The following is a 23,572-nucleotide window of genomic DNA, read 5'->3' as shown; positions in this document are numbered from 1 at the left end:
CCTTTCCGGACATCGCTCCTATAGTGCTTGGTTACTATCTATTCAGCTAAAGGGGCAAACATGTCAAAAAAATTGGAGAGCTTGGTATAAAACGTAGATATACAAGGAGGCTTGGACATGCTGTGGTTGCTGTTGGTTTTAATCGTTTTTATTTTTCAGACCGGAACGATCCTGCTCTTTGAATTCCGGAAGCCGTCCAAAGCAGTAGCCTGGCTATTCATTTTGTTCTGCTTTCCGCTTATTGGCTTTGTCGTGTACTACTTTGTAGCACAGGATTATAAGAAGCGCAAAATGATTCGAAAAGCAGGATCACAGCTGTTTCGTGAATTCCGGGAGCGCCTGTGGGCTCAATCGAGGGTGATTGAGCAGGTGGAACAAATGCACAATCCCCATTTCAGACATCAGGAGCGTCTGTTTAACCAGTTAATTCGCATGTCTGAAAATCCGTTGACTGGATGCAATCGTACGCGTGTCCTGACCAACGGAAAAGAGACCTTTGAAGCGATGCTGACCGCGATGGAGCAGGCGCAGCATCATATTCATGTGGAGTTTTACATATTCCGGGCGGACGAAATCGGAAGAAAGTTTCAGGAGGTCATGATCCGCAAGGCACGTGAGGGAGTAAAAGTACGATTTGTGGTGGACGGCGTGGGAAGCTACAATTTGCCCTATTCTTTTATCCGCACTTGTACCGAGGCGGGAGTAGATTTTCATTATTTTCTGCCTCCATTTTTTGCTACGCTGGATCGGCGGATCAACTACCGAAATCACCGTAAAATCTTGGTGGTGGATGGAATCATTGGATTTGTGGGCGGAATCAATGTAGGCGACGATTATCTCGGTAAATATCCTAAGGTAGGATTTTGGAGGGATACGCATTTGCAGATTGAAGGAGATAGCGTCTATTTTCTGCAAAATGTATTTCTGAGCGACTGGAAGCTCGCCTCGGGCGAGAGGCTGATGGATGCAAATTTGTTTCCGCCGCATACCTGTTCAGGAGATGAGGAGGTACAGATATTGAGCAGCGGTCCCGATCAGGTATGGGATACGATTCAGGAGATGTGCTTTGGAGCGCTGTCGGTTGCCAAGGAGCGGATCTGGATTACGACACCGTATTTTATTCCTGACCCGGCTATTTATGAGGCGCTTAAGCTGGCAGCGGTTAGCGGTGTGGATGTGAAGATTATTATTCCATATCAATCAGATTCGAAGCTGGTTCATCTGGCGTCTGTGTCCTATGTGCAGGAACTGCTGGAGGCGGGAGTGGAGTTCTACCAATATCGAAAAGGATTTATTCACGCCAAAGTGGTGATTGTGGATGACTTACTTGGCTCGGTTGGGACTGCCAATATGGACATGCGCAGCTTTTTCTATAATTTTGAGCTGACTGCTGTACTTTTTGCGCATTCAGTGCTGGAACGTCTTTCCACTGATTTTGAAGAGGACATTTCCAACTCCTCGCGCATAGATTTACATGTATTCCGTAGACGGTCGCGAGCGCAGAAAACAGCTGAAATTCTAGCTCGCATGCTCTCTCCACTCCTTTAAAGGCGATTTTCGCCGTTTTTATCAATAAAATCCCGCTTTATTGAGATTTATGTGCTTTTTACTAACTTTTTTACGCAAAATCACAATTTTATGATATACTATATATATAAATAACGCGGTAAAGAAGAGGGGCTGCGGATAGCAGCCCCTTTTTTGTCCAATATTATCATACTGTAACGGGGGGATTTATATATGAGTGTAGTGAGCAAGGAAGTCCAAAATTTATCTGAGATCACAGATGTGACCGGAGAGTTGACCAAGATCAGCAAAATTCCAGCTAATCCGAAGAACAAAGCAAAACGCCTGTTGCAGCGTGCAGCCATGATTGTGGTTGGTGCGGCTCTGATGGCAGTGGGCCTGGAAATATTCCTGGTTCCCAACGGCGTTATTGACGGAGGCGTTACAGGTATCTCCATTATGGCCTCCAAGATTACTGGCTACCCGCTCGGTATTTTCCTGACCCTGTTGAACCTTCCATTTCTGGTTATCGGCTACAAACAAATCGGTAAAACCTTCGCTTTATCCACATTATTCGGCATTATTGTAATGTCCATCGGAACCGCATTACTTCACAATGTAAGTGCATTGACTCCTGGCGAACCGCTGCTCGGCGCTATCTTTGGCGGTGTTATTCTCGGCGTTGGGGTCGGGCTTGTGATTCGGTCCGGCGGCTCGCTGGATGGAACAGAGATCGTAGCTATTCTCGTCAGTGAAAAAACTCCTTTTTCGGTCGGTGAGATCGTACTTTTCGTTAACATCTTCATTCTGGGAAGTGCAGGCTTTGTATTCGGCTGGCCGAATGCCCTCTATTCCATGATTGCTTATTATATTGCCATGAAAATGATTGATATTACGATTGAAGGTCTGGATCAGTCCAAATCGGTCTGGATTATTAGTGATAAATACCGCGATATTGGAGATGCTCTGACAGACCGTCTTGGACGGGGCGTGACCTATCTGGAAGGTGAAGGCGGCTTTACAGGCGAAAGCAAGAAAGTCATTTTCGTCGTTATCACCCGTCTGGAGGAAGCGAAGCTGAAGAACATCGTTGAAGACTGGGACCCCCACGCTTTTGTGGCGATTGGTAACATTCACGATGTGAAGGGCGGACGCTTTAAGAAAAAAGGAATACACTAGCTCAAGGGGACAAATTCTCGGCCGTTACGGTTGTAGGATTTGTCCCCTTCTTTTGTTCTGTGTAGGCAGCCATCAGATTGGACCAGCCTTGGCACGCATATGCTTTAGAACATCCTCGACAGGCTGGGGAGGAACCTTGCCGATCAAGTCGCCTATCTGATTTAGCCGTTCCTCAATATTCAGCAAATGGTAGTCAAGCGGTGATACATCCCGCCGTACCTCTTCCCATGTTAGCGGAGTGGATACAGTTGCACCGGGGCGTGCCCGCGGGGTATAGGGAGCAGCCAGCGTTTTCCCCTGATAATGCTGTAAATAATCAAAATAGATGGCTGTTCCACGATCCTTCTTTAATCGTTCCAGTGTGAACAGATGCGGGTGTTTTTCCGTCACAAATTGTCCGACCAGCAGTCCGATGCTGCGAAGCTCGTCGAAGGTTACGCCTGTTCGAATCGGAACGATAATTTGCACTCCGGTGGCTCCGGATGTTTTGGGGACCGATTCCAAACCAAGCGAAGCCAGCACTTCACCGACGATGGAGGCAGCCTCCATAATGCGTGGCTCTACTTCTCTGGACGGGTCCAAATCAATCATCCATTCACACGGCAAATGGCTTCCCGCTTGATGCAGGGAGGGATGAAATTCCAGCGCAGCTTGATTGCCGAGCCATAGCAATTGTGGCAGCTTGTTAAGCACGATATATTCAATACCGTCATGCAACGTGGTTTCAATATAATCTGGTCGAGGATGTGGAGCATTTTTCTGATAAAAAAAATCCCCGTGAATGCCATGTGGCCAGCGGATGACGGTCAGCAAGCGATGCTGGCAATATTTGAGCAGGAAAGGCGCCAACACTGCAAGCTTGCGAAGATATAACGCTTTGGTCACACCGGCTTCCGGCCACAGTGGTTTATTCGGGTTGGTGATGGGAATTTCCTGACCTTCAATGGTAATCGTACCTTTAACAGCTTGTCCCATAATGCTACGCTCCTTCTTTAACCTCACATAAGCTGAGCTGAAAAGTTACATGTGGCGACCGCTATCGCCTGTACAAGATGCACTTATGGATTAGGATGAGCGTCATGTACACAATTTATCCATCAAAGGGATTGACAAGATACATTATGTATCATAAATTTATAATAAAATACGAAATGTATCTATTAAAGTGTCTTGAGCAGAGCAAGAGGAGGAGTATTCTTGATTGAAAAGCAAGGTGGGGGTCTGATATTCCTACTGAGTGTCCCACGGAGCGGAAGCTCACTGCTTACCACCATTTTGCAAAACCATTCACGCCTGTTTGCCACGCAGGAAATGTGGTTTTTACTCAGTCTGCATGATCTTCCTCAGTCCCATACACGACCGTATGGAGGAACGGGAATTCTTCGGCAATTTTTTAAAGGTATGGTCCCTCCGCATGTATTGGAGCAGGCCTCTCGTTCATATGCGCATGAAATCTATAATGGTCTGCTTCAAGGCACAACGGCAGATATGCTTATTGATAAATCTCCTCGTTACTATGCGGTGCTGGAATTTATAGACCGTTTGTTTCCGGCAGCCCGCAGGGTATGGCTTATTCGCAATCCCTTGGCTATTGCCGCTTCATTCAAAAAGGTCAATCAGCTACGAGGTGGGCGTTTTCGATTGCTTGAGGAGCTGGAGAGCCCCCATTTTAATATGAAAATGACGGATATTACCGTTGGTCTGCTCCGTTACGCCCATTATTTTTCCACACCTCATCCACTTGCATACCCGCTTGTGTATGAACAGCTCGTAACCAATCCGGCGCTGGAGATCGAGAAGCTGTGCGGTTTTCTAGGAATCGATTATGAGCCGGGAATGGAAAAATACGGGAATTTCGAAGATACTCCCAAATCCGGTTTGTTTTATAGCATGGGAGCAGGTGATCCGTTCGTTGGTGAGCATGTACAGCCGCATCAGGATTCGGTACATAGCTGGCAACACCTGTTGAGTAAAAAGGAAATCGAGTCGTATTGCAGAAGCATCGGGTCTCGAATATTTAGGCAGCTTGGCTACGCGGAGGCGCTGGAGCAGGCCGAGCAGATTACTGGAGTACGCTTTGAGGATGAGGCCGATGTAGAGCTGCTTAGCCGACGTACTCACCAGTTTCTCCAGCAGAGCGGTTTTGAATGGAAGACTGCTTATCGAATGCTGGATGAGCAAGGTGCAGATAACAGGGAACTTACGAAAAACGAAATAAAAGCAATGAATGAAAGACATCATGCTACCCCTCTTGATCCTGCAAGGATGGACATGGTACAGATCGTGAATGAACGACGGATTCAATCACTGGAAAACAGGCTGGCCCATAGTTATGAGGAACGTAAACGGCTTATCGCTCAGCTCGAAATCTATCAAGGCAGTAATCAAGGTCCTCGATCTCGTAGCCTGTTTGCCCGTAAGCTGGGCCGCTGGGCGTCTATGGCGTTATCAAGTATAGGAAAAGATAAAGGGGGGAGAACGTGAGTGCAATTGCCGGAATCTACAGCTTTGGGCATGAGTCCGTAAGCACCGAAGAAGGCGGTAAAATGATGCAAGCTCTTCGTAAATATCCCGCGGACCGTGTATGTGCCTGGTATGAAGGCTCCATTTTTTTAGGATGTCATGCCCAGCATGTAACCCCGGAATCTGTCCATGAACATCTTCCCTTTTATGATGAGCAGCGAGATCTGGCTATTACCGCGGATGCGATTATGGACAATCGTTCCGAGTTGTTTGAACGGCTGGGGGTCAGACAGGAAAGGCGGCAGGAAATCACGGATAGCGAGCTGATTTTACTGGCATATGACAAATGGGAGGTGAATACGCCTCAATATTTGATCGGTGATTTTGCCTTTGTCATTTGGGATGGCAAGCGACAACGTTTATACGGCGCACGAGATATGACGGGAAGCCGTACGCTGTATACCTATCAACATGACCGAGCCTTTGCATTCAGCACAGTTGTAGCTCCGCTTTTGGCCTTATCCTCTCTGCGAAGAGAACTGCATGAACCGTGGTTGGCCGAATTTCTGTCCATCCGCGCCATGCAGGAATCCGTCGATATCGGCACGACCGTCTACAAGCATATTAACCAGCTTCCTCCTGCACATTGGTTCACGATGGAGGAGGGAAAGCGAACTCTCCATAAATATGCATGTCTGGATGAGGTAGAGCCGCTGCGGCTCAAATCGGGAGGCGAGTACATAGAAGCATTCCGCGAGGTATTCTCACAGGCGGTCACTGCCCGATTACGAACGCATCGCGCCGTAGGGGCTGCCTTGAGCGGGGGATTGGATTCTGGAGCGGTTGCCAGCTTTGCCGCACCATCGCTGCAATTGCAGCAAAAGCCGCTGTATGCGTACAGCTATGTACCTGTTCAGGATTTTAAGGATTGGACATCGCCTGCATTGCTGGCGAACGAGCGAAGCTATATTCAGTCTACGGCTCGCTATGTAGGCAACATTCACGAAAATTATATGGATTTTGAGGGGAAAAGCCCGTTTTCGGAAATTGATATTTGGCTGGAGCTCATGGAAGCTCCCTACAAATATTTTGAAAATTCCTTCTGGATCAGAGGTTTTTATGAAAAAGCACAGGAACACAATGTCGGTGTACTGCTGACCGGGGCACGAGGCAACTTTACCGTTTCATGGGGCCCTGCACTGGACTATTATGCCCGTCAGTTTCGCCGTTTGCACTGGTTGCAATCCTTTCGGGGCTTGTGGCACTACAGCAGGCTGACTGGAAGACGTATGTCTCGTCTATTGCCCATGATGCTGAAAAAGGCGACTTCGCTCGATTCCCGTGCATCGTTATTTCGTGGTCAACGAAGTCCGGTTCCTTCGCTGATTCACCCAGAGTTTGCCAAACGGATGCATGTAGAAAATGTTCCTGTATTAAGCGGAACAGGCTGGATGAAGAATGCCGATCAGACGAGAAGAGAGAAATTTTCGAACCTGGCGATTGCCAACAAAAATGGTGTAGTTGCGACCAAACTTTCTTTGCGTTATGGCCTGTGGGAACGTGATCCGACCGGAGACAGCCGAGTGATTCGCTTTTGCTTATCCGTACCTTTTGAGCAATATGTGCAAAACGGTCGAGACCGGGCGCTCATTCGTAAAGCTATGCAGGATCATCTGCCTGATGATGTTCGGTTGAATCAGCGTGTGCGCGGCGTGCAGCCTGCAGATTGGTTACACCGTATGATCCCTTGCTGGGATACCTTTATGGGGGAGCTTCAATTGATGTGTCATGATTTACGAGCCGCCGAATATCTCAATATAGAATTTATAAAGACGGCCATGTCGAAACTCCGCGATCCCCGTCCTGAACAGGCATCCGATCCCCATATACGACTGCTTATGCACAGTCTGATCGTGTACCGTTTTCTTTGTGGATTGAATTGATTTCGATTTGATCCCGTCGGAGCGTTGGTCATCCGTTGGAAGGGAGGTGATGAGATGAGTAAAAAAGAATGGCAGGAACCGACGATAGAGGTGCTGGATATTAACCAGACGATGGCTGGTAAAGGTTGGAAACAGATTGATTGGGTGTCCGATCACGATGCCGATCTTTATAATCCAAGCTAACAGAAATCATACATTACAGCCTATGTGGGCTGGGAGTCATAAGATAGACATTGCTAACCGTCTTTATTTCTCTTGGGGTAGAGGTAGAGATGCTACTCAAGGAAATAAAGACGGGATTTTTTAAAGGGCAGAGGGAGTGAGTCCTATCGTGCATGACAGGAGTGCAAGTGTCGGTTGGGCCCAATATACAGCCTTTGGACTTAGGATTGCGAGTGAATTGAAGCTTCCTGAGCTGATACGATCATCTTCCGGGATGGTAGAGGATGTGGTCATTCGTCAGGCAGATTTGACAGCATGGAGTGATCGGCTTGAGCAGACCAATTTTGTGATGCAGGGCGAACGCTTTATGTTTCAAATACCCGGCACGGCCATATATGCCGTCAGGGAAGGCAAAGAGATCGAGGTATGCATTCACTCCGGGGCCGATATGGAAACTGTGCGGTTGTTTGTGCTAGGTACATGCATGGGTGTTCTTCTGATGCAAAGACGGATATTGCCTATTCACGGGAGCGCGATAGTCATCGGGGGCAAGGCCTATGCTTTTGTAGGCGAATCCGGTACGGGAAAATCGACGCTGGCGGCTGCTTTTAGACAGGCAGGCTATCAGATGGTTAGCGATGACGTTATTGCTGTGAAAACTACGGCATCTGCGCCTATTGTTTATCCGGCTTATCCGCAGCAAAAGTTGGGGCTGGACAGCTTGCTTCAACTGGAGACTTTACAGGGCAATAAGCATGTACGCTCCCCAAAGAACAGGCTTGTTCTAACTGACGGCAATCCTGCGATGCCACAATACGGGGATCTGCGTAAGCTTACAGGTGAATTGAATAAATATGCCGTTCCCATAGTAGACGAATTTTATAACGAACCGCTTCCTCTGGCGGGCGTATTCGAGCTTGTGGCAGAGGCTCACAGCCGTAAATTGCAGTGCGAGGGCGAGATACCCGCAGTTACGGAACAGTCCTTAAACGTACTGGAGTGCTTGCATACATTACTACTGCATACATATCGTAGGGTGACTATTCCGCGAATGGGTTTGGGTGAATGGTATTTTGGAACGTCGGCCCAGATGGCTCGGAAAGTGGAGGGCTGGCGGCTGCTTCGGAATAGCTCCGCTTTTACCGCGTCCGAGATTGTACAACGGGTACTTGAACTCATTCATAAGGAGGAAGATAGCTATGGCAGCCACTGATCCAGCCAAGGACCATCACCGCGTCATGTACAGTGAAGAGGTCTATGTCAGTGACATGGACGGGGAAAAGGTCATGATGAGCATCAACACTGGAAAATATTATAACCTGGGCTTTACGGGAGGACGTATCTGGGAATTGGCGGAGTCCAGTCCTTCACTCGGAGAGATCGTAGCTATCCTGACAGATGAGTATGAGGTGGACGAGGAACAGTGCAGACAGCAGGTACATGCCTTTGTGGCTGAGCTGGAACGGGAAGGACTGCTAAAACTCCAGCGGGAGATGTTCTAATATGCGGATACAACGGCTTCTTCTCCTGGCTCCAGAAGTCAGGAGATTATTGCCAGAGGCCTGGCTGGCGCTGGGCTGGGCGAGGCTTCGCCAGCTTCGTTCTTTTGAGGATTACTCAGGCCAATGGGGGACACGTATGGAAGAAACCTCTTGGCAATGTGACACGCAGCAGGAAAAGTCCATTCGGCATATTTCACACGCTGTGGAGCTGGCAAGCCGTTACACCCCATGGCGCAGTAGCTGTCTTGTACAGGCCTCCGCCGCAATGACGTTGCTGGGGCGTAGAAAACTGGACTGCACGCTGTATCTGGGTACAGCCAAAAATGCTGCGGGACGGTTAGCGGCCCATGCTTGGGTACGAAGCGGACCGATATATGTTACAGGTGAACGGGAGATGGAGGCGTTTACTGTGGTGGGTCTATTCGGGAGACGAGCTGTGGCGGCTACGAATACAAAAATGGCGAATAAACGCCGTTCTTTGTTTTAATGCGATGAGACAAAAGGATGTTTAAAGAATCGAAGGAGAAGAAAGTATGCCCACCAAGTCTCTTCTGGAACTTGCCCATTGGAAAGAGGATCAGGAATTAACGCTGTTACTCTCTTTATTGCAAAAAGACGCTGCTCCATGGCAGCAGACGTTCATTGCTGCCCATATTTATGAGCTGGATTGGGCTCGCCTGTTGCGTCTGGCAGATCATCATCGGGTAGTGCCGCTCATATATCTCGAACTGAAAAAATTGAATCATCCGGTCATTCCCTCACAATTGCTGGGGAGTCTTCAGGCGCAATATCATCGAAATACGCTGCGTATGCTCCATCTCCAAGCAGAGGCTGTGCGTCTGACCAAGCTACTTATGGCCCATGGCATCCGTGTACTTATACTCAAGGGGCCTGCACTGGCGCAGCAATTGTACGGGGATGTTTCCCTGCGTACCTCCAAGGACGTAGATTTGCTCATTGCGCCGAATGATATGGATGAAGCCGAGCATTGGATACGGGAAGCCGGCTATGAGTCCAAAAGCGGTGAGGCGCGTGTCCTTGGCAGCTGGAAGTGGAAGGATCATCATACATCCTTCCTGCATTTGCAAAAGCGAGTGGAGGTGGAGCTGCATTGGCGTCTTCACCCGGATGCGAGCGGGGAACCCTCATTTGATGAATTGTGGAACCGCCGACAATTCAGTGAACCTGCAGGTGCGAGTCGGAGGGTACAGTCGACATCCGCTGACAACATGACGGCGATGGCAACCAGTACGTACACACTCGGCTGTGAGGATCAGTTCATGTACTTGAGCGCCCATGGGGCCCGTCACGGCTGGTTCAGGCTGCGCTGGCTAATCGACATCGACAGGCTTGCAGTACGTGCTGTCGATTGGGAGGCGCTGCTGCTGTTGCTGCGCCGCTATGGGGGGCTGCCTGCGGGCGGGCAGGCTTGGACGCTCGCCGCTGCGCTGCTGGGTACGCCAATACCGGAGCCGATGCGTCCGATATCGGCGACCCGGCAGGCGCATAGGCTCGCGCTAAGCGCGCTGGCCTTCATGCAGGCCAGCGTACCCGCACCGTACCCGGTTGCCAGCGGGCCGGATACGAACGGAACGGCTGCGTCAGAGCTGTTGCACAGCATAGCTTTGACGCAGCCGATGGAGGACACCCCTACGGGTGGCCTTGCCTCAGTCGGCGCTGCAGTAGCTGGCGGTGCTTCTGGTGAAGCCACCCTGCACGCCGTATGTCACGCTACTAGCATCGAAAAAGATGCCAGCAACGTGACAGGTAACACGGTGAACACTGCTGTGAGCAGTCTCACCGGATCCATGGGGGCTACTACAATCGCCTCCAGCTCTGGCGTTGCTGAAGCTACAGCTACAGCGGTCAGCTCTCAGTCCATTAGCCGAGCTTACTTGCTTTCCTTAAAGGAGCCAAGACACAGATTGCTTTATCTGATCAGCCGCTTGTTTCCTTCTACGGGTGATCCGGTTATGTTGCCGCTGCCTCGCAAGCTGCATTTTTTGTACATCCCTTTACGTCCATTTCTATGGCTGAAACGGCGATTTTCAAAGCACTGACCCGATAAGGAGTGTGCGTTATGGTTCACCTGCGATTGTATATAACCAAGCTGTACACCGTGAACGGCGGTGCGTTATTGCTCAATATCGGATGTATGATGATCATCAGTCTGCTGGAGGGCTTTGGCATTTATATGCTTGTGCCTATGCTGGCGGCTATCGGCGTATTTGCCGATCATTCAGGGCTACCGTTTCTGTCCGGTGGATTGGATCATTTCTTGCCATATATTCCTAAAAACTGGCTATTGCCGGGGATGCTGCTGCTTTTTGTGGTGCTGCTTACCGGGCAGGCTTTGCTTCAGCGTTACCAATCTATTCTGAACTCACAGATTCAACAGCGTTTTATGCGTTCGCTTCGAATAGACGTGTATACCTCCTTTATGAAGGCGCAGTGGACTTTTTATTTGCGCCAGCGTAAATCTGATTTCAGCCATGTGATGACGACCGAACTGGCTCGTGTCAGTCAGGGAACCAATTTGCTTCTTCAACTCACCACAGCCGTCATGTTTACGCTGATCCAGATTGCACTGGCTTTTTGGCTGTCCCCTTCCTTAACCGGATTGGTATTCCTGAGTGGCTTGGGGCTGTTTGTCGTGTTCCGCCGCTCCATCCGAAATGCTAAGCAGCTAGGTGACCGTACCACTGAGCTTTCACAGATTTATTTTGCCGGCATCACCGATCATATGAATGGAATGAAGGATATTAAAAGCAATTTGCTGGAGGCTGCCAATATAGATTGGTTTCGCTCCCTGACGCGTCGTATGGAAGATAATTCGACCCAATTTGTCCGGCAAAATGCCACCACGCAGTTTTTGCATCGCACAGCGGCAGCTGTATTTGTCGTTTGCCTTATATTCGCGTCCCTGCAATGGCTGCATGTCTCACCTGAAAAGCTAATCGTGTTGATCCTCATATTTTCCCGCTTATGGCCGAGGTTTGCTCTTATTCAAGCGAGTTTGGAATATATCATGTCCATGATCTCTGCTTTTGAAAGTGTGAGCAAAGTCCAGCAGGAATGCGAAGCTTTCTCAGATCCGTCGTTGCTTGCAATTACATCCTCTGCGGCCCGCGTTCCATCCGCTGCATCGGGACTTTATGTATCTACATCTGCACGTCCCCCCTTGTTCCTGCGTAGCGGGATTGAATGCAATGGTCTGGATTTTCGCTATGATGGTACAGCAGAGCCTGCACTGCGCCAAATTAATCTGTTCATACCTGCCCAAGGGATGACAGCCATTGTGGGAAAATCGGGAGCAGGCAAGAGTACGCTGGTCGATGTGCTGATGGGTTTTCTGCGTCCAACCCAAGGGGAGATTAAAATAGATGGACGTGTTTTGGATGACGAACTCCTACCACAATGGCGGCAATCTTTTGGATACGTATCACAGGACCCTTTTCTGTTTCATGCCACCGTTCGTGAAAATCTGAAGCTGGCGGATAAGGAGGCGAGCGAGAAGCAGCTATGGGAGGCGCTGCATTTTGCTGCCGCAGACAGTTTTGTTGCCAGACTGCCCCAAGGGCTGGACACTGTCATTGGGGATCGCGGGATTCGTCTGTCTGGAGGGGAACGTCAGCGATTGGTATTAGCACGGGCTGTGTTGCATCATCCTCCGGTACTCATATTGGATGAAGCTACAAGTGCGCTTGATGGTGAGCATGAAGCCGCAATTCAGGCGGCGCTGGAGCGGATGAAAGGTCAAATGACGCTGATCGTCATCGCTCACCGCCTGTCAACGATTCGTCATGCGGATCAAATTGTCGTACTGGAGCAAGGCGAGATCATACAGCAAGGGAACTATCGGCAGCTGGAACAAGAGGAGCGGGGGGCGTTCAGCCAACTGCTGTCGTATCAAAGCAGTGTCACCGCCACCCCTTAGCCAGTTCTCAGTATTTATCTTAAGTTTCATTATCAACTTTCATCATCAAGTTTCTTTACGTTTGGCAGTGCTTCTTCTCTTTTTGACTGGAGTCGGAGAGATGTTATCGCCTGCCACCGCCTGCTGTGCTGTTGGGGCTGCCGGTTTACGCGCAGGGCGTTTTTTCGCGGCAGCAGCAGGACCGGGATCGGTAACGACGGGCTTCACGGCCTCAATACTAGCCTGAAGAGCAGCCATTAAATCCACGACATTGGTCTGCGGCTGTGTTGGGGCGACTCGCACCTCTTCTCCGGCCACTTTATGCTGAATGAGATCCAGTAGGCGCTCGCGATACTGATCCGTATACTTGGCTGCGTCAAAAGGTGTAGATAGCTGCTCAATCAGCATTTTTGCCATCGTCAGCTCCTTCTCTTTAACCTCCTCCTGCCCCGGTAAATTAGGAACTTGAGCAATGGGACGAATCTCATCCGGGTAAAACATCGTCTCCACCGCCAAACATTCATCCAGCACTCGAATAGCTGCCAGGCTGCTTTTGGAACGGATAGCGATTTGGGCAATACCGATTTTTCCGGTATCCTTCATCGCATTCATAAGCAGCTTATACGCATTCGAGCCAGCCTGATCCGGGGACAAATAATATGTTTTTTGAAAATAAATCGGATCAATTTCCTGCAGATCCACAAAATCCAAAATGACGATATTTTTATCCGCTTGTCCGCTGACCTGCTCCAGTTCCTCCTTGTCGAACATGACGAATTTTCCCTTCTCATATTCGTACCCTTTTCCAATTTCCTCCCATTCAACCTCCTTATCACAAACGGGACACTTTCGTACATAGCTTAGTGGACTTCCACACTCCTTGTGAATATAACGCATGGAAATATCCTTGTCCTCCGTCGCTGAAAACATTTTAACTGGCACATGAACCAGCCCGAAGCTGATCGCGCCTTTCCAGACCGTATGCATACCGCCAGTCCTCCTTTTCTTTAATCCGCATTTGCATCATTCGATTCTCAACGCTCGGCTGTGAGCATATCATTTTTCACTTAGTATGCTTCGTACAAAGGATTGTATGAGGTGTAAATGAAGGCTGCGAATTGCTTTCACTAGCGCATGGTTGCTGCTTTTTTGGTGCATAGTAAGGCATATCCGATTCAAAAGGAGGTCACAATTTATGCCCGGAAAATCCTATCCTCGGCAGATCAGTCATCGTGTGGGTCAAAGTCACATCGCCTTTCGGGGGCCCGCCGGAGGCGAACAGGATGCATTGCCGCCCGAGTTTGCCCTTTCCCATGGAATCCGGCCGCCTTTTCCCGTAGCTGTGGGTCATGTGGATTTGGAGGCTGTGGTTTCAACTGCGCCTTCCCATAGCATCCCTTCATTGGACGTTGAACGGATTATAGATGAGGACTAGGTCACCTATATTAATGCGCACAAAAACAATCAGCAGGGGGAGAATAGCATGAATGCAGAACGAGCAAAAGCGATTTACGATTCGCCCGATACCATTGCCGTACAATTAGATGGCAAACCGATCTGGATTGAGCATGTAGACGAAGCGAACGGTATGGCCACTGTACAGATAGGCAGCAGACCCACCAATACCCAAACCGTCAGTGTGGATCGTCTGGAAGAACAATAGGAGATGGCCCCAACATCTGCTGATCGCAGGCTTGCATCGTGTGAATGAAGAAGCGGCGTAAAGGCTGAAGTAGAGCATATTTCACTGACATTTAGTCTGCCCGTCTCTATCTTTGCTGGGTATAAGCACCTGCGCTAACAAAAAGCTTCTCTCTTGATCTGGGAGCTTACTTGACAAGCTGTCCTAGTAGGCTCCCAAATTGGCTTTTAGTAGGAGAATACTGCTTCATGTTCCACTCCAACAAAAAAGGCTCGCAATTGCTCAATGAGCAATTAGCGAACCCTACTTGTAAAAATGAATGCAACCGAGAGAACTCGAGCCTCCTTAGGGATCAATCCACACAGGCCTTGCAGCCCCCCCATTGAAGACGTGACGGTGTCCTTTGCCAAATCAATTAAGTTTCGTCGACAAGTTTACACTGCAATGGCCTTCAAATGTGGTGAAACTATCAGTTCAGCCTCTGTTACCATTTGAACGTCTTCCACCGTTAAACCTGGAGCAATTTCCTTTAACATCAGCCCTCTACCGGGAATAACATCGATGACAGCCTTTTCGGTTACTATGGTCTTTACAACATTTACAGCAGTCAGGGGCAGCTTGCATTGTTTTAGTATTTTCGGCGCCCCATTTTTGTTCACATGCTCCATGGCTACAATCACTCTCTTGGCTCCGACCACCAAATCCATGGCTCCCCCCATGCCCGGCACCTTTTTCCCTGGGATCATCCAGCTTGCAAGGTTGCCTTTCTCATCGACCTCCAGTGCGCCCAAAACAGTGATATCCACATGCCCTCCGCGGATGATGGAAAATGAAAGCGAACTGTCAAAAAAGCAAGCTCCTTCCACAGTTGTAACGTAGTTTCCGCCTGAATCGATACAATCGAGTCTTTCTTTTCCCTGGGCCGCTTTGGGGCCTACACCGAGGATTCCGTTCTCAGCCTGCAGCATAATATGAATGTTGTCGGGGATATAGTCCACTACCATTGTAGGCATTCCAACACCAAGGTTGACAACTTCGCCATTTTTGAATTCCTGGGCTATTCTTCGGGCAATGAATTCTCTGTTATTCATGCGTTTTCACCCACCTTTACAATTGCGTCGACAAATATTCCGGGAACATTGACATGATTGGGGTCAATTTCTCCCGTCTTTACGTATTCGTCTGTCTGAGCAACTACATACTCTGCCGCTGTAGCCATAACTAAATTGAAGTTGCGTGAAGAGCCATTGATGACAAGATTCCCCGCTTCATCAGCCTTATGGGCTCTGATTAGCGCCACATCCGCTTTGAGCGGGAGTTCGAGCAAATATTCCCTTTCGTCAATTTTGATTTTCTTTTTTCCTTCCTCTACAATGGTGCCTACACCTACAGGTGTTAAAATACCGCCCAAACCGGCTCCTCCTGCGCGTATTTTTTCAGCGAGCGTGCCTTGCGGGAAGAGTTGAACCTCCGCTTCTTTCGTCATAAGGAGCCTTCCCGTTTCCGGATTGGAGCCGATATAGGATGCAAAAATCCGCTTTACTCTGCCGCTTTTTACAAGGTTATAGATAGATAATTCCGGTGTACCTGTATCATTGGAAATAATCGTAAGATTGCTTGCGGAATTTGTGTCGACAAGCGCACGCACCAGGTCCTCCGGAAAGCCTCCTGCCAGAAAACCTCCGACCATCACCGTGTCTCCGTCTTTGACCTTCTTAACTGCTTCTTCAGCGGAGATTACTTTGTTATTCATGGTTCCGTCTCCTTATATCTATTTTTAGGAAAGTAAACTTTATTGGAGATAATCGTAGAGGACTCTTCCATATGGAAGCGTTAAATCGGCAATAAAATGTTTTCCGCCAATATAAGCCTTAACCGGCAAATCTGCCACAGGAGCGTTGACATGGGGGATCAGGCTTAATCTGGCAGGCCCTGACCAGGCGCCTTTTACAGTAATATTTTCGAGATTATACGCCACTAACTGAGCAATTTTAGGGGTACCGTCAACATCAGGAATTAATTTTAAATTAACTTGCGTTTTTGCGATGGCTTTAGCCGTTTCCTTTTCATCAAGAATGTTATATTTGAAAGGGGTGGTTCCCATGGCCACCAGGACGTTATTATAATGCAATGTACCCGTCAGCGTCTCCGTATCCTCAACGATCAGGCGAGGCTTCGCCCATTTTTTAGGAAATCCCCAGATTTCACGTCCCCCAAGAATAGCAGGTGCGTTATCCAAATACATTTGGGCAACAAAATTACAGGGTTCTCCGTGAAAAGTACAGGGAATGACAATACCGCTTTCCTCATAGCTTCCTAAACCGGATGAATCGGGCATCTTGATCCATTCATAGGCAACCGTATTGCTTCCATCCGGCTGTAGAGGTTCCGGGACCGCCTGTCTAATCGCAGCGGGATCGGATTCATAGGTAATGATAAAAAATTCCCGGTTGATGAAGCGGCATGGCGGGCGCCCATAACTGCCGCTGGCCGCAGGCATGGATTGGAGTGAAAGTACATCTTTTTGATTCATAGCGATCTTCCTTCCTTTTAAGAGGTTGTTCAAAAGTCATCTTGAACACGCACTTTAAATGAGTGCATTTTCAACCAGCATCGCTATACCCATTCCCGTTCCGATGCATAACGAGGCTATGCCGTAACGTGAAGATCTTCGCACCATTTCATGAACCAACGTAACTAATATCCTAGCACCGCTTGCACCGACAGGATGCCCGATCGCGATCGCGCCGCCATTGACATTCACCTTCTCCGGACTGACCCCAAGCTCTTTCAATACAGCTAATGCTTGTGCGGCGAACGCTTCATTAATTTCAAAAAGATCAATGGCATCGATGGATAATCCCTGTTGCTTAAGAAGTGACGAAATGGCTTTCACCGGTCCCATTCCCATATATGCAGGGTCAACGCCAACAAGTGAATAACCCTTGATATATGCCAACGGCTTTAACGCATGTTCCTTACATTTGTCTTCCGACACTACAAGCATAGCTGCTGCGCCGTCATTGATTCCCGAAGAATTTCCGGCGGTAACCGTTCCGTTCTCCTTAAACGCAGTTTTTAAATGAGAAAGTTTTTCTTTCGTTGTATTTCCTCTTATGTGTTCGTCCTCCGTGAAATACATAGTTTCTTTTTTGGTTTTAATCATGACCGGAACAATCTGCTCTTCAAAAACCTTATTGTTTTTTGCTTCTACAGCCTTTATCTGGCTTTCATAGGCAAATTCATCTTGCTCAAGTCTTGAAATTCCATATTTCTCGGCAACATTTTCTGCGGTAATTCCCATGTGGTAATGGTTGATCGGGCATGTTAGGCCGTCGGCCACCAGGGAGTCTACCAATTCACCGTTGCCAAGCTTGTAGCCGTTTCTTGCATTTCTTAACAGATAAGGGGCATTCGACATGCTCTCCATGCCTCCGGCCAAGACGATGTCGCCTTGTTCCGCCAATATTGAATTGTAGGCTAAACCGACGGCATGAAGTCCTGAACCGCAAACCGTGTTTATCGTTGATTCGGGTACATCAATGGGGATACCGGCTTTTAGTGCCGCCTGTCTGGCAGGATTTTGGCCATTGCCCGCCTGAAGAACATTTCCCAAATAAATTTGATCAATCAAAGAAGGCTCTAATTTACTTTGCTGAAGGCATGCTGTCATCACAATTGCTCCCAGTTCAGGAGCGCTTAGGGGCGCAAGGGTTTTGTTAAAAGAGCCGACCGCTGTTCTCAACGGGCTTACTAAAGCTACTTTTTTCATAAAAACTCACATTCCTTTCGCTGTGTTCAAGACACAATACATCCATGACTGCACTTCAATTCGTAATTTCCGCTCTTAACCTAAGAAACGCAGCGACTGCAAGATACATTTGCTTGCGGGCATATCATGGTGCCTAAGACGGTGAGTGTGACGGTTCGATCGCCTTCTTTCGTTGGAAATTAAAACCAGTTTCATCATAGTTCTAATGCAAATTTTGCTCAATGTTCAAATATTTACATATATCTATATACAGATGCTTATAAAGCCATATACTCCAAAATAAATAGGCCATTCTAATGTTTTCTGTTAATTTCTTGGCTTTTCTGAAATTAATGATTATTAATTGAATTTTATGTTAAAAATGAAATTTCCAATCAACATGTGAAAAAACGAGGCCAATCGTTGAGTTTGCACACCTTCCTCTTAATCACGTCCTTCCTTTTCTTCGCAAATAGCATCTAACTCATCGCTGGGAAATAAAAAAAAGCCCTCCAGAATTATCTGAAGACGGCTTTACCTTTAAATATTCATGATCTTCGTCATAATTGTGCCAGCTTGCTTCTTGCTAACGGTGTCTCTCGAAAGGGTGCTTTTTTATATTGTCTAATTCAGGAAACCGGGTGTATAGTATGATTAATATTTATAGGGAAGTGAGCCGTATGGACTTTAACATATGCTTGTTCGATGATTTTGAAACATTGGATGTATTCGGACCCGTTGAGATTTTTGGTCGCCTACCAGAAGTTTATGACTTAAAATATTTCTCTATGGATGGGGGGATTATTGAGAGCCGGCAAAAAACCAAGATTGTTACAGACCCCATTGCACAAGCAAACCCCGATGGTATATTCATGATCCCAGGCGGACAGGGGACAAGAAGTTTAATCCATGACGATCAATTTATGAAACAGGTCAAAGAGATTGCCGAACAGTCCTATTTTTGTATAACTGTCTGTACAGGTTCTGCACTACTTGCCAAAACAGGCTTGTTAAAAAACAGGCGTGCCACATCCAATAAATTAGCCTTTGATTGGGTCAAATCTATCGACACGGAAGTTGACTGGATTCCAAACGCAAGATGGGTAGTAGATGGAAAGTTCTATACTTCATCCGGTGTATCTGCTGGAATGGATATGTCCTTAGGCTTTGTTTCTGACCAATTTGGTCTTGAAAAAGCTCAACAAGTTGCCAATCAAATTGAATACATTTGGAATGCCAATAAAAATGATGACCCTTTTGCGAGATAGCAAAAAAACCTGTGAATTGAATCAAATAGAGCTTTATTTACTGCTTTTTATAAAATTAAGTTTAATGTCTCCACGATTGTTTAGCCACATATCTAATATTGTTTTATATGTCAACATCCTGTGCTTATTTTTTGGAGGAATTTTATGAACCCTTTAAGTATACGTTGTCGCCTTGGTGATATTATGCGAGAGCGGGGACTGCAAAACAAAGATGTAGTGGATTTAACAGGAGTGAGTCGAAACACCATTACTTCGCTTGCTGGTAACGCAACCAAACGGATAGATTACGATACACTAGGTGCATTGTGTCGAGGATTAGGTGTAACTCCGGGTGATCTTCTAGAGTACATACCGAATGCCAAAGAAAATATTGAATAAACTTATGTAGAATCCATATACCTGAGTTACCAATAGCATTGACGTTATAACGTCAGTGTTTTTTTATTCTGCGGTTTTTTGGGGTAAACAAAAAAGAAGCCGACTTGCTTGAAGGCAATCGGCTTGGAATGTAGAAGTTTCACTTCAACAACTCATGAAAAATGTACATCCGCTGTCGCAAGCAAACGCACAAAACGATTGCCAAGCATCGCATTGTGATGAGCTACAATTTGTTCACCGCTCAGCACCTTGCTATCAAATGTACTATGCGCATCCGATACGAGCACGTTGTTCTGGTATCCCAGACTATAGGCGCTTCGGCAAGTCGTGTCGAGGCAGAACTCAGTCTGCATTCCCGCGATTACGAGTTGATCGGCCCCCAGTTCCTTCAGCACATCGCCCAATTCGGTTTGATAAAAGCTGTCCCAGGACGATTTACGCACAATTCGTTCATGAGGAAGAGGACGCACCACGTCGGCGATGGCCCAGCCTGTACTGTTCTCCCGGAAATCCTCATCCGCTTCCTCAGTATGCTGCACAAAAATCACCGGTGTGCCTGCCGCTCTGGCTTTGGCCAAAAGCTGCTGTAAATGTGCTATAATTTCCTGCTCACGATACAGCTTCTCATCATACATGAACATAGCCTGCTGTGCATCAATAATGAGTAAAACGGTTTGTCCCATCGAATCGATTCCCTCCTTGTGTGTCTTACTTAACATACAATAGCATGTCTTCATGCCTTGCGGCGACATAAGGTGAACTATATAATAAAGGACAAGTTGGAACGGTCCGATCGGACGAAAGGTGATTAAGACATATGACAATTTCGCAGGAACAGTTTACGTTTCGTTCTGTCGCAGAGGCGCAGACCGGGGCTTTGGCTGGTTTTTTGGCTGCACAAGCCGTTCCCGGCACGGTAATCGTGCTGGACGGAGATCTGGGAGCAGGTAAAACTGCCTTTTCCAAAGCTTTTGCCAGCCATTTGGGTGTCCCGGGTATAGTAAACAGCCCGACTTTTACGCTAATCAAGGAGTATGAAGGCAGATTGCCCTTGTACCATATGGATGTGTATCGCATTACCCAGGATGAGGCAGAGGATCTTGGGCTGGATGAATATTTTTATGGGACTGGAGTATGTCTGGTGGAATGGGGGAGTATTATACCCGATATATTGCCGAAGCAGCGGCTTCACATGTATATAGAGACGACAGATGTCGGTGAGCGCTTAATTCATCTAACCGGGTATGGCGAGCCTTATGAACAATGGTGCCGCAGTTTGCGGGAGAATGGAGTTTGAACCATGCAAAGAGAGCATACAGATGTGAATGTAAAGCCGCGTGAGCGGTTTTTGGTGTTAGATACAGCGACGACCGTAATGGCAGCTGCCCTGATGAACGGAAGAGAGCTGCTGGGAGAAAGTAATGTGTATGGCGAACGAAATCACTCGGTGCATGTCATTACCGAGCTGGAACGTCTCCTGGGTGAAGAAGGACTGACACGCAATGATGTGGACGGTATTGCAGTCGGTGTTGGACCGGGTTCTTATACCGGTATTCGGATTGCGGTGACTGCTGCCAAAACCCTCGCTTGGGCCTGGGGCATCCCCGTGACATCCATATCCACTTTGCATGCCTTGGCGTGGGGAGGGTGGAATCGTGGTGTCGTAATACAGGAGCAAGAAGGGAAAAGTGAGTCGGTGAGTGAAAGTCCAGCCGGGGTGCAGGCAGCAGACTGGATTGTGCCTGTGCTGGATGCGCGCCGTGGACAGGTCTACACGGGGCTGTTCGCCGTGAATACAGTTAACGGCACTGACAGCCCGCAGCGGCTGGAACCGGATGCGATTCGGCTGATGTCCACTTGGACAGAGGACCTGCTGCAACGACTGGAGGCTTTGCCTTCCGAAGAGCGGCCAGCAGCTATTTGGTTAGTCGGTGAGACAGCGATTCACGCTGAAACAGCCGAGCGCCTGCGTGCATGGAGCGTGCTTCATATTGTACCTTATGAACTGGAAGGAAGATGGGTTGGCCGCCTTGGGGCGGATAAGCTGCTTCGTCAGGAACATGACGAGCTACATACGCTGGTTCCGAATTATACCCAGCTGGCGGAGGCGGAAGCCAATCTGCTTCGTCAGCGCTAAAGAGAGCGGTGAACAACATGGCAAAGAACATACAACGGGAAGAGAAGCTTGAGTTTCGCTTGATGCAACTGGATGATATTCCCGATGTGCTGGAGATTGAGCATGAAGCGTTCACGCTGCCGTGGACGGAAGAGGCATTCCGCAATGAGCTGACAATGAATCATTTCGCCAAATATATGATTATGGAACTGAACGGACAAGCCATTGGCTACGCGGGCATGTGGACGATTATGGATGAGGCCCATATTACGAATATTGCAGTTCGTGAGGCTTTTCGCGGGCGCAAGCTTGGTGACAAGCTATTGGATGAGCTGATGCAGACCGCCTCATATTTAGGGATGGAACGCATGACGCTGGAGGTGCGGGTAACGAATCGGATCGCTCAGGGTTTGTATGAGAAAAAAGGTTTTAAGCCCGCAGGTGTCCGCAAAGGCTATTATTCGGATAATAACGAGGATGCCGTGATCATGTGGGCGGATCTTCCCGCGCATAAGGCATCCGATGAACAGGAAGGAAGCGTGCAGGAGCAATGACGCAAGAGGAAAAAGCAGGTACAGGCACCGCGTCCGGTGAGCCTTGCTATATACTGGCAGTGGAAACGAGCTGTGATGAAACGGCTGTTTCCGTCGTGAAAAATGGTACAGAGGTACTTTCAAATCTCATTTCCAGTCAGATTGAAACACACAAAGCCTTTGGCGGTGTGGTGCCAGAGGTGGCATCGCGCAAGCATGTGGAGAGCATTACGTACATGCTGGACGAAGCCATGCAAGCATCTGGTATTACTCCACGCGAGCTTTCGGCAGTTGCCGTGACACAAGGTCCGGGACTGGTCGGCGCGTTGCTGGTTGGTATTGTTGCCGCCAAGAGCGCCGCCATGGCGTTCGGCAAGCCGTTGATTGGGACGCATCATATTGCGGGACATATTTATGCCAATCAGCTGGAGCATGAGATCGTATATCCGTGTATCGCACTCGTTGTGTCAGGAGGACATACGGAGCTGGTAATGATGGAGTCCGAAGGCCAGTTTCAACTCATTGGCCGCACGAGGGATGATGCAGTAGGGGAAGCCTACGACAAAGTAGCACGAGCCATTGGCTTTCCGTATCCCGGCGGTCCGCATGTGGATCGTGTGGCCCATGAATCGAAGGAAGTCGTCACTTTGCCGCGTGCTTGGCTGGAGCCGGATTCTTATGATTTTAGCTTTAGCGGTTTGAAATCTGCGGTGTTGAATGTGATTAACCAGACGAAAATGCGTGGAGAAACCGTTCAAGCCGGAGCTATCGCAAGAGGCTTTCAAGAGTCGGTTGTAGAGGTATTGGTGGAAAAGGCGATTCGTGCCATGCGTGAATACCGGGCGAAGCAGCTTCTGCTCTGCGGCGGTGTCGCTGCCAATCGTGGACTGCGTTCAGCATTGCGTGAGCGCTGCGAGCGTGAAGGCATCGAGCTGCTTGTACCGTCCATGAAATATTGTACAGACAATGCAGCCATGATCGGTGCTGCGGCCTACGCCAAGTGGAAGCGCGGGGAATTTACATCACTCGACATGAAGGCAGATCCAGGGCTGTCTCTGGAGGAATGGTCTGTCCAATCTTAATTGAACAAGAATGAGCAAGACACGGCACAGTTGAGGCTGTGTCTTTTTTGTTCCATCCTGGTTAATATAAAAACAACATAAATTCAAGTGGTCTAATTACAGGAGTTTTTAGCTGATCAATGATAGCATCT

Annotated in this window: 25 protein-coding genes; 18 read left to right on the top strand and 7 right to left on the bottom strand. The window is 48.3% G+C overall.

The window, feature by feature from the left end; all coding sequences use genetic code 11:
* Positions 1–117 precede the first annotated feature (117 nt).
* A complete protein-coding gene (cls, locus tag LCF57_RS16240) occupies positions 118–1,548 on the top strand; it encodes a cardiolipin synthase (protein WP_226001633.1) in 1,431 nt (476 codons plus the stop codon).
* A gap of 192 nt (positions 1,549–1,740) precedes the next feature.
* Positions 1,741–2,685 carry a YitT family protein gene (locus tag LCF57_RS16235; RefSeq protein ID WP_226001632.1) on the top strand — a complete coding sequence of 315 codons (945 nt, stop codon included), beginning with the start codon at positions 1,741–1,743 and terminating at the stop codon, positions 2,683–2,685.
* Between the two features lie 72 nt (positions 2,686–2,757).
* Here LCF57_RS16235 and ligD read toward each other — a convergent pair whose 3' ends face one another.
* Positions 2,758–3,660 carry a non-homologous end-joining DNA ligase gene (ligD, locus tag LCF57_RS16230; protein ID WP_226001631.1) on the bottom strand — a complete coding sequence of 301 codons (903 nt, stop codon included), beginning with the start codon at positions 3,658–3,660 and terminating at the stop codon, positions 2,758–2,760.
* Positions 3,661–3,882: 222 nt separating this feature from the next.
* On the opposite strand from ligD, the gene LCF57_RS16225 reads away from it, so the two are divergent.
* The 8 genes from LCF57_RS16225 (at position 3,883) to LCF57_RS16190 (ending at position 12,692) form a co-directional block, all read left to right on the top strand.
* Complete coding sequence (locus LCF57_RS16225) at positions 3,883–5,169, top strand: sulfotransferase family protein (protein ID WP_226001630.1); 1,287 nt, start codon at positions 3,883–3,885, stop codon at positions 5,167–5,169.
* The gene (locus tag LCF57_RS16220; RefSeq protein ID WP_226001629.1) at positions 5,166–7,091 is read left to right on the top strand and encodes an asparagine synthase-related protein; all 1,926 of its coding nucleotides are present in this window, start codon (positions 5,166–5,168) and stop codon (positions 7,089–7,091) included. Before LCF57_RS16225 ends, LCF57_RS16220 begins: the two co-directional genes overlap by 4 nt.
* Before the next feature lie 54 nt (positions 7,092–7,145).
* On the top strand, positions 7,146–7,274 hold the full coding sequence (locus tag LCF57_RS16215) for a paeninodin family lasso peptide (RefSeq protein WP_013369856.1): 129 nt from the start codon (positions 7,146–7,148) through the stop codon (positions 7,272–7,274).
* Between the two features lie 136 nt (positions 7,275–7,410).
* Positions 7,411–8,466 carry a serine kinase gene (locus LCF57_RS16210; protein ID WP_226001628.1) on the top strand — a complete coding sequence of 352 codons (1,056 nt, stop codon included), beginning with the start codon at positions 7,411–7,413 and terminating at the stop codon, positions 8,464–8,466.
* Entirely contained in the window at positions 8,453–8,755 is a 303-nt protein-coding gene (locus LCF57_RS16205) for a lasso peptide biosynthesis PqqD family chaperone (protein ID WP_226001627.1), read from the top strand. The genes LCF57_RS16210 and LCF57_RS16205 overlap by 14 nt, the downstream gene beginning before the upstream one ends.
* 1 nt (position 8,756) lies before the next feature.
* Positions 8,757–9,242, top strand: coding sequence for a lasso peptide biosynthesis B2 protein (locus LCF57_RS16200; protein WP_226001626.1), 486 nt, complete (start codon positions 8,757–8,759; stop codon positions 9,240–9,242).
* 46 nt (positions 9,243–9,288) lie between these two features.
* The gene (locus LCF57_RS16195) at positions 9,289–10,815 is read left to right on the top strand and encodes a nucleotidyltransferase family protein (RefSeq protein WP_226001625.1); all 1,527 of its coding nucleotides are present in this window, start codon (positions 9,289–9,291) and stop codon (positions 10,813–10,815) included.
* Between the two features lie 20 nt (positions 10,816–10,835).
* Entirely contained in the window at positions 10,836–12,692 is a 1,857-nt protein-coding gene (locus LCF57_RS16190) for an ABC transporter ATP-binding protein (RefSeq protein WP_226001624.1), read from the top strand.
* Between the two features lie 45 nt (positions 12,693–12,737).
* On the opposite strand, the gene LCF57_RS16185 is transcribed toward LCF57_RS16190, so the two are convergent.
* Entirely contained in the window at positions 12,738–13,658 is a 921-nt protein-coding gene (locus tag LCF57_RS16185) for a Ku protein (RefSeq protein WP_226001623.1), read from the bottom strand.
* Between the two features lie 208 nt (positions 13,659–13,866).
* Between LCF57_RS16185 and LCF57_RS16180 the strand changes: the two genes are divergently transcribed.
* Together LCF57_RS16180 and LCF57_RS16175 are read left to right on the top strand one after the other, a co-directional pair.
* The gene (locus tag LCF57_RS16180; protein WP_226001622.1) at positions 13,867–14,106 is read left to right on the top strand and encodes a hypothetical protein; all 240 of its coding nucleotides are present in this window, start codon (positions 13,867–13,869) and stop codon (positions 14,104–14,106) included.
* Between the two features lie 48 nt (positions 14,107–14,154).
* The gene (locus tag LCF57_RS16175; protein ID WP_226001621.1) at positions 14,155–14,334 is read left to right on the top strand and encodes an H-type small acid-soluble spore protein; all 180 of its coding nucleotides are present in this window, start codon (positions 14,155–14,157) and stop codon (positions 14,332–14,334) included.
* Positions 14,335–14,747: 413 nt separating this feature from the next.
* Here the strand turns inward: LCF57_RS16175 and LCF57_RS16170 are convergent, their stop codons facing one another.
* The 4 genes from LCF57_RS16170 to LCF57_RS16155 are packed head-to-tail and all read right to left on the bottom strand — an operon-like array spanning position 14,748 to position 18,085.
* Complete coding sequence (locus LCF57_RS16170; protein WP_226001620.1) at positions 14,748–15,404, bottom strand: 3-oxoacid CoA-transferase subunit B; 657 nt, start codon at positions 15,402–15,404, stop codon at positions 14,748–14,750.
* A complete protein-coding gene (locus LCF57_RS16165; RefSeq protein WP_226001619.1) occupies positions 15,401–16,066 on the bottom strand; it encodes a CoA transferase subunit A in 666 nt (221 codons plus the stop codon). The genes LCF57_RS16170 and LCF57_RS16165 overlap by 4 nt, the downstream gene beginning before the upstream one ends.
* 39 nt (positions 16,067–16,105) lie before the next feature.
* Positions 16,106–16,846, bottom strand: coding sequence for an acetoacetate decarboxylase (locus LCF57_RS16160; RefSeq protein ID WP_226001618.1), 741 nt, complete (start codon positions 16,844–16,846; stop codon positions 16,106–16,108).
* Between the two features lie 54 nt (positions 16,847–16,900).
* A complete protein-coding gene (locus LCF57_RS16155) occupies positions 16,901–18,085 on the bottom strand; it encodes an acetyl-CoA C-acetyltransferase (RefSeq protein WP_226001617.1) in 1,185 nt (394 codons plus the stop codon).
* Between the two features lie 659 nt (positions 18,086–18,744).
* Here LCF57_RS16155 and LCF57_RS16150 point away from each other — a divergent pair.
* Positions 18,745–19,332 (top strand): DJ-1/PfpI family protein, encoded by a 588-nt coding sequence (locus LCF57_RS16150; protein ID WP_226001616.1) that lies wholly within the window; start codon positions 18,745–18,747, stop codon positions 19,330–19,332.
* 144 nt (positions 19,333–19,476) lie between these two features.
* Positions 19,477–19,710, top strand: coding sequence for a helix-turn-helix domain-containing protein (locus LCF57_RS16145; RefSeq protein WP_226001615.1), 234 nt, complete (start codon positions 19,477–19,479; stop codon positions 19,708–19,710).
* Positions 19,711–19,862: 152 nt separating this feature from the next.
* Here LCF57_RS16145 and LCF57_RS16140 read toward each other — a convergent pair whose 3' ends face one another.
* Positions 19,863–20,393 (bottom strand): cysteine hydrolase family protein, encoded by a 531-nt coding sequence (locus LCF57_RS16140; RefSeq protein ID WP_226001614.1) that lies wholly within the window; start codon positions 20,391–20,393, stop codon positions 19,863–19,865.
* 134 nt (positions 20,394–20,527) lie between these two features.
* On the opposite strand from LCF57_RS16140, the gene tsaE reads away from it, so the two are divergent.
* The 4 genes from tsaE to tsaD are packed head-to-tail and all read left to right on the top strand — an operon-like array spanning position 20,528 to position 23,441.
* Positions 20,528–21,007 (top strand): tRNA (adenosine(37)-N6)-threonylcarbamoyltransferase complex ATPase subunit type 1 TsaE, encoded by a 480-nt coding sequence (tsaE, locus tag LCF57_RS16135; RefSeq protein ID WP_152380793.1) that lies wholly within the window; start codon positions 20,528–20,530, stop codon positions 21,005–21,007.
* A 3-nt stretch (positions 21,008–21,010) separates the two neighbouring features.
* Positions 21,011–21,847: a tRNA (adenosine(37)-N6)-threonylcarbamoyltransferase complex dimerization subunit type 1 TsaB gene (gene tsaB, locus LCF57_RS16130; protein ID WP_226001613.1), complete on the top strand. Its 837-nt coding sequence runs from the start codon at positions 21,011–21,013 to the stop codon at positions 21,845–21,847.
* Between the two features lie 17 nt (positions 21,848–21,864).
* On the top strand, positions 21,865–22,380 hold the full coding sequence (rimI, locus tag LCF57_RS16125; protein ID WP_007429263.1) for a ribosomal protein S18-alanine N-acetyltransferase: 516 nt from the start codon (positions 21,865–21,867) through the stop codon (positions 22,378–22,380).
* Positions 22,377–23,441, top strand: a complete 1,065-nt coding sequence (tsaD, locus tag LCF57_RS16120) for a tRNA (adenosine(37)-N6)-threonylcarbamoyltransferase complex transferase subunit TsaD (RefSeq protein ID WP_226001612.1) — start codon at positions 22,377–22,379, stop codon at positions 23,439–23,441. Before rimI ends, tsaD begins: the two co-directional genes overlap by 4 nt.
* Positions 23,442–23,572: the final 131 nt, after the last annotated feature.

This window comes from Paenibacillus sp. BJ-4, assembly GCF_020404765.1.
GTDB lineage: Bacteria > Bacillota > Bacilli > Paenibacillales > Paenibacillaceae > Paenibacillus.
Note: the sequence above shows the minus strand (reverse complement) of the source record. Positions and strands in the feature narration are given on the sequence as shown.